We start from the raw sequence: 6,276 nt of genomic DNA on the forward strand, positions 1-6,276 counted from the left end.
ACCAGCGTGTCATTGGCACGCCGATGGATCTCATCCATGGCGACGGCACGGCAACCTTCGGCAGCTTGCAACTCAAGACTGGCCCGCAGTAAACCGGCGGCCGTGAACTCGTCCCCGGCGTTGGCCAGAACCAGCCAGTCCGCCACCGAGCGCCTGGCTACCTGATTCACTTTATCGACGTAATTGTCGGCACCCACCTTGACGAAATGCACGGTGCTTTGTTCGGTAGTGACGGCAGGCAGATCCCCGGTAGTAAAAACCACCACTTTGAAAGCACGGAAGGCGCTGTCCATCAAACTGTCGAAAGTGGCCTGCAGCTTGCCCATATCAGCCTCAAGGTCCAGCAACAGGATGCCAAACTGCGGGCCGCCTTCAATGGTTGCCAGATATTGCTTGATCTTTCGCACTGCCGTGTCATTCGGTTGACGAACTGCGAGCCAGTTTAACAAACGACCGGAGGGCATATTGTCGAGCATCTGGCGACTGTCATAGGTCGGCACGCTGTCGAGGCGGGCGATCCAGTCCTGCAGGACTTTCGCGTCGGCACTCTCCCCCCTGTTGAGTAACTGCCGTACCAGTTTCTGCACAACTGGACGATTGAACGCTCCCAGTTGCACGGCTTCCAACAGACGACTCTGAATAGTCTCAGACGTATCATTGGAAAATTTTCGCTGCAGCATATGCTGTTTGAGCAGTGCGCCTTCCATTTCCTCCAGTTGCAAACGCCCTGCAGGCATCGCATGAAGCAGGAACTCGAGCTCGGTCAAGCGTTCGAAAAATGCTTGGTTGTAAAACGGCATCTCGACGTATTGCTTGGGACCAAAAACACGTTTGGGCTCGGCAGTAGGATCTTTCCAGCACGACTCGAAAATCGGCTCGATGGTCAGTGCGTTGCGCGTATGCAGACTGTCGGCCAGTGCCTGAAAACTTTGTAGTGCGAATGCTGCCGTCTGTTCCGGATTCAAATTGATTTCGGTTGATAACGTAGCAAGGAAACCGGCAAAGCGCTCACGTTCGGAGACCGAACGTGCATCCTTGAAGCTGAGGACGTGAATGATCTCGGTGTTGTGATCAGAACGACCATAGTTGACCTCACGCACCACATACGGGATCGGTAGAATCCGCGCCTTGGCCCGCGCCAGCATGTAATAGACATGACCGACTTCCAGCCATTCGAAAATCGTGCCTAGTGGCAAAGCTGTGTACCAATCACGAAATAGTGAAGTGCGTTGCACCGCGTAAAAGGGAGGGATGTACTGGCCCATGTAGTCGAGTACACGATCCTGCGCGCACTCGGCGCTGTAGTCCTCTTGCACTTTTTTGTCACGGCGGTAGTACTGCACATGGCTTGAGTGTGTCAGGTACATCAGGCAGTAGCCGTGGCACATACCATAGTCGGGATTGACTTCAAGGAAGTTGACCGACTCACTCAACGCGTCATGTAGCAGGAAGTCATCGTCAGCGGCCAGCACCATATATGGCGTAGTCACCTGGCTGACACCATAGACAAGCTTTTGCTGAAGCCCCAGATAGCCGCAATCAGGCAAGTGACGATAATCGACCGACGGAAAGTCGGCTGCGATAGTGTCGTCGCCCTGCGCCGAAGAATCCAGCACCAGCATCTTGGCGGAGTAACTGCTGTAATACTGCAGGGCGCGGCGCAGGAACGCCCCGCGGTTGTGGGTGATCAGCACTACCGTGAGCAGCTCGTTCAGTGGTGTCACATTGCTTTGAGTACTGCTTGGAACCTGCATTTTCCTATCCCCACAACCGGCCAGTCGCCTGAAGTCTGAAACTGTTTTTGATTAACGAACGCGACGCAGATAACCATCCGGCGCCACGGTGATCAGCAATTTGTTCTGCATCTGCCGGTCGATTTCGAAGTCGTGGTTTTCCTCAAGGTACTTCCACACAGCCGTCTTCGGGTTGTCTCCGTGACCCCACGGGCGGTCCGGGAAAAAGTCCGCCGGCATGTCTTCGACCACGGTGTCCATGACCACGCAATAGCTGTCGACCGACACCAGAGGCGCGTAGAGGCGCAGCTCTTCCAGCACGTGATCGTGGGTGTGGTTGGAGTCGAGCACCAGAATCACTTTTTTGCCTTGAGCGATAGCACGGACTTTTTCCGCCGTCGCCAGATCAATGCTCGAACCTTCGATCATCTTGATGCGCTTGCTCATCGGATGACTTTCGATGGCCTCGCGATTGTGCGGACGGATGTCCAAATCAATGCCCAGTACTTCGCCGTGACCTTGCAGCTCCAGCAACGAGGCGTAGTAGATGATCGAACCACCATGGGCGATACCACACTCGATGACCAGATCCGGCTTGACCTGCCAGATGATCTCCTGCATCGCCATCATGTCCTGAGGCAACTGGATGATCGGGCGTCCCATCCACGAGAAGTGATAGCTGTACTTGTGACGAGCCGATTCGTTGAAAAAGTCGCGGGCCAGTGCCACGACTTTCTGGTCGTCACCCTGACGGGCGATCTCTTCCTGGCATTCGGCTTCGAATTCTCTGTGGATGTTGTTATCGGTCATTTGAAAGCTCTCAAGGTTCACTGAAACGAAGTGCTATCGACGGCGTGATAGACATAACGTCCACCAGTCATCCGCTTGATCTCTTCGAGGTAATTGGAGTTCATCACAAACAGGTTGGCGCCTTCAGGTAAAGCGTCCATGACCTCTTGCGGTGAAGACACTCGGGCGCCACTGAGTGGCAGATAACGCCCTTGTTTGGCGGGATTGATGTCCACGACGCGATCGACCGCCACGCCGGCGCGTTGCAACGCCAGCGAATAGATCACACCTTTGGACGAAGCGCCCCAGATCGCCGAACCCTGTGTGGGCGCAGCCTGAATGATTTGCACGGCGCGCTCAAGGCTGGCGGTGAAGGTGTTCGACAGCTTCAGTAACTGCGGCGCCTCGACCGGCGCGCGGCGCAAAGTCGAAAGGTCGGCGACGATGTAAAGGTATTGGCCACCGAACAGATGACCGGCCTCGTGTACAATCCCGAACATCGCGCGCAAGTCTGCAAGACGGAAGTAATTGACGTGCTCATAGAACACATCGAACCACGCATTGTGTTCGACAATCCAGTCAAAGCACGGCACTTCGATGTAGATCTGACCGCCCTGATTGGCCGCCGCCATTTCCGCCAGAAACGCAACCGGGTCATGCAGATGCTCGAGCACGTGGCGCAATACAATCGCGTCAGCCGCCAGCCCCAATTCGCGGGTAAACGGGGCTTTGATCACATCGGGGCTGTCACCTTCGTAGGAAGGATCGATCCCAGTGATGGCATACCCCTGCTCCCGAAGCATTTCGAGGAAGTAGCCTTTACCGCAGCCGACTTCAATCAGGGTTTGGCCCTTAAAGTGAAGTGACAGAATCGCTTCTACGGCGTTCAAGTGCTGCCGAAACTGCACCGAATGCGCCTGTTCGTTTTGATAATCGACATCGTAACTGAGTTTGCTGGCGTCGAAGACCTGATTGAAGATCAAACCGCTCTGGTCATCTTGCACCAGCACAATATCCCCGCTGTCCGAAGACTGTGCCTGCTCCGCAGTGGCAAAAGTGCGGTTTTGCAGCACTGGCAGGCCGCTAGCCCGATAGAGCTCATGCTGCATAGACTTCACCCCTCAGTTTTGAAATCCGTTGGTTATCACCCCAAAACGCCATAGGCTCATGCGTGGAATAACCGTAATACCCCAGATTCAGGGCAATGGAAGATTGACGCTGATGTACGCGTTGTTCGACCAAGGCGCGCACGGACACCGGCAGGCCGCTGCAGCAGTTGGTTACGCCGTCGGCATCGCGACGTGTGAGCAGCGTGACCAATTGAGAGGCGGCCTCATTGATTTCCAGGTAATCGCGCAGTTGGTCTCCCGCCGACATGTTGAACTGCGCTTCACCCGCATCAATGGCCCGATCAAGGCTGGCCAACAGGCTATTGGAGTTTTGTCCCTCGCCATGCAGGTAAAACAGGCGCGCCCACTGTAAAGTGAAGGTGTGCTCGCGCTGCAAGGCTTCAAGGAACAGCCGCAATGTATGTTTGGCCAAGCCGTAAGGCGTACAGGGCATTGCAACGACCGTTTCACTCAACAGGCCACTTTGCAGCCCGTATTCAAAACAGGTTCCTGTTACCAGCACCTGATTGACTCCAGCCTCGATCACACGCTTGAGAAAGGTGTAATCAAGCGGAAGATTGCGCTCGAAATGGAACAGCGCCTGATAATTCGGCAGACCACTCCAGGCCAGATGCGCGATGGCGTCCATTCCGTCAGCCAAGCTGAGTATGTCCAGATCCACTGCATGGATATCGGCAGCAATAAACTCGACATCATCAAACCAGGGTAGCGCACGCGCTACTTCGAGGTTGCGCCCCACCGCACGGACCCCGAAACCGTTAGCGAGCAAGGCGCTGACCAGATGCCGGCCGACAAATCCGGTGGCGCCGGTCACAAGCACATTCGTGGCACGGTCTGTCACAGTTCGACTCCGCGAAAATTGTTGTCGAGCAAAGGATGGCTTGCATCTTTGGGCGACAAGTTCTTGACGGGCAGAGGCCAATTGATCGAGAGCGCGGGATCGTTTACTGAAAGCCCTGCCTCATGATCCGGCGCGTAATCGGCATCTGTCAGATAGAGCACTTCAGAGCCATTGGTGAGAGATTGAAAACCATGGGCGAACCCTGCCGGGATTAGCAGACTGCGCCCGTCATCGGCGCGCAACTCCTCGGCGTGCCACTGCAAATACGTCGGTGACTGTGGCCGCAGATCGACCACCACATCCCACACAGCACCGCGCACACAGGTGATCAGTTTGGACTCTGCGTACCCGGCGCTCTGGTAATGCATGCCACGTACACTGCCTTTTTCCACGGTGCGAGAATGGTTGATCTGACGGATTACAAACGGACGATCCTGCGCGGTCAGACGCGCCTGACAAAACAGTCGTGCAAACCGTCCGCGATCATCGCAAAAGACTTTTTGCTGGATCAGGTACAAGCCTTCCAGCTTCGTGGCCTGTAGCGTGAAATCAGTCATGACCACTCCCTATACAGATTCAATTGCTTGGAGGTCACGGCGCGCATGTCATCACCGTTCTGCCATGCCAAGTGCCAGTCGAGGGTCTGGGTCAGGCACTGCTGCAACGTCCAGCGCGGCTGCCAGCCCAGTACTTGGCGGGCGCGGCTGCTGTCCAGGCGCAGCAGGCCGGCTTCGTGCAACTCGCTTTTTTCGATGCGCAGACCGCGCGCCTGCGGCCAGCGGCTGGCGAGCAGTTCGACCACTTCGCCGACGCTGCACATGTCCGCCTCGCCCGGGCCGAAGTTCCATGCCCCGGCGTATTCCGGGCCTTGTTCGTAGAGGCCGGCAGCCAGTTGCAGGTAACCGGCCAGCGGCTCCAGCGCGTGCTGCCATGGGCGCACGGCTTGCGGGTAGCGCAGGGTCACCGGCTCGTCTGCCGTCCAGGCTCTGAGCACATCGGGAATCAGGCGTTCAGGGGCGAAATCACCGCCACCGAGGACGTTGCCGGCGCGCGCGGTGGCCAGGGCCAGACCGTGCTCGGCGTACTTGTCGGCCGGGAAAAACGAGGCCGCGTAAGACTGCGCCAACAGTTCGCAGCAAGCCTTGCTGCTGCTGTAAGGATCATGCCCGCCGAGGGCTTCGTCTTCGCGGTATGGCCACAGCCATTCCTTGTTGGCGTAGACCTTGTCGGTGGTCACCAGCACGCAGGCGCGCACGCAACCGACCTGACGAATCGCTTCGAGCAGGTTCAACGTGCCCATGACGTTGCTGGAATAGGTGCCGAGCGGGTCGCGATAACCTTCGCGCACCAGTGGCTGCGCGGCCAGGTGCAGAACGATCTCCGGTTCGGTGTCGGCGATGATTTCCAGCAAGGCGCCAAGATCACGCAGATCGCCGCGCTGATCGTTGATGCCCTCGTGGACGCGCGCCAGCTCGAACAGGCTCGGTTCGGTCGACGGATCAAGGGCAAAACCGCTGACTTGTGCGCCGAGGCTTTGCAGCCACAGGGTCAGCCAACTGCCCTTGAAACCGGTGTGACCGGTGACCAGTACGCGCTTGCCGCGCCAGAAATCCGCACTCAGGCCCATTGCTTCCATGGGGCCTCCCCGTTCTGCCACAGCGCTTCGAGATGGTTCTTGTCGCGCAGGGTGTCCATCGGATGCCAGAACCCTTCGTGCTCGAAGGCTTTCAACTGTTCGTCCGCAGCCAGCCGCGCCAACGGCTCGGCTTCCCAGGTGGTGGAA

General features: G+C 57.2%; 6 protein-coding genes and 1 pseudogene. All 7 read right to left on the bottom strand.

Annotation, left to right across the window (positions count from 1 at the left end):
* A partial coding sequence (locus DBR24_RS34630; protein WP_256592034.1) for a TIGR00180 family glycosyltransferase occupies positions 1-1,754 on the bottom strand: 1,754 nt, incomplete at its 3' end.
* 51 nt (positions 1,755-1,805) lie between these two features.
* Entirely contained in the window at positions 1,806-2,543 is a 738-nt protein-coding gene (locus DBR24_RS30575; RefSeq protein ID WP_128616543.1) for a cephalosporin hydroxylase family protein, read from the bottom strand.
* Positions 2,544-2,560: 17 nt separating this feature from the next.
* Entirely contained in the window at positions 2,561-3,631 is a 1,071-nt protein-coding gene (locus tag DBR24_RS30580) for a class I SAM-dependent methyltransferase (protein WP_128616544.1), read from the bottom strand.
* Complete coding sequence (locus DBR24_RS30585; RefSeq protein WP_256592035.1) at positions 3,621-4,472, bottom strand: NAD(P)-dependent oxidoreductase; 852 nt, start codon at positions 4,470-4,472, stop codon at positions 3,621-3,623. Before DBR24_RS30585 ends, DBR24_RS30580 begins: the two co-directional genes overlap by 11 nt.
* Positions 4,473-4,489: 17 nt before the next feature.
* Positions 4,490-5,050, bottom strand: coding sequence for a dTDP-4-dehydrorhamnose 3,5-epimerase (rfbC, locus tag DBR24_RS30590; protein WP_128616546.1), 561 nt, complete (start codon positions 5,048-5,050; stop codon positions 4,490-4,492).
* Positions 5,047-6,129 carry a CDP-glucose 4,6-dehydratase gene (gene rfbG / locus DBR24_RS30595; RefSeq protein ID WP_128616547.1) on the bottom strand — a complete coding sequence of 361 codons (1,083 nt, stop codon included), beginning with the start codon at positions 6,127-6,129 and terminating at the stop codon, positions 5,047-5,049. Before rfbG ends, rfbC begins: the two co-directional genes overlap by 4 nt.
* Positions 6,111-6,276, bottom strand: a pseudogene (locus DBR24_RS34635) (glucose-1-phosphate cytidylyltransferase); the annotation flags it as partial. The gene rfbG and the pseudogene DBR24_RS34635, both read right to left, overlap by 19 nt.

The sequence above is a fragment of the Pseudomonas sp. HMWF006 genome, from assembly GCF_003061205.1.
GTDB classification, from domain to species: domain Bacteria; phylum Pseudomonadota; class Gammaproteobacteria; order Pseudomonadales; family Pseudomonadaceae; genus Aquipseudomonas; species Aquipseudomonas monsensis.

Coding starts and splice junctions, on each gene's coding strand:
- DBR24_RS30580 (WP_128616544.1), bottom strand. CDS start 3,631: ATGCAGCATGAGCTCTATCGGGCTAGCGGCCTGCCAGTGCTGCAAAAC.
- rfbG (WP_128616547.1), bottom strand. CDS start 6,129: ATGGAAGCAATGGGCCTGAGTGCGGATTTCTGGCGCGGCAAGCGCGTA.
- DBR24_RS30575 (WP_128616543.1), bottom strand. CDS start 2,543: ATGACCGATAACAACATCCACAGAGAATTCGAAGCCGAATGCCAGGAA.
- rfbC (WP_128616546.1), bottom strand. CDS start 5,050: ATGACTGATTTCACGCTACAGGCCACGAAGCTGGAAGGCTTGTACCTG.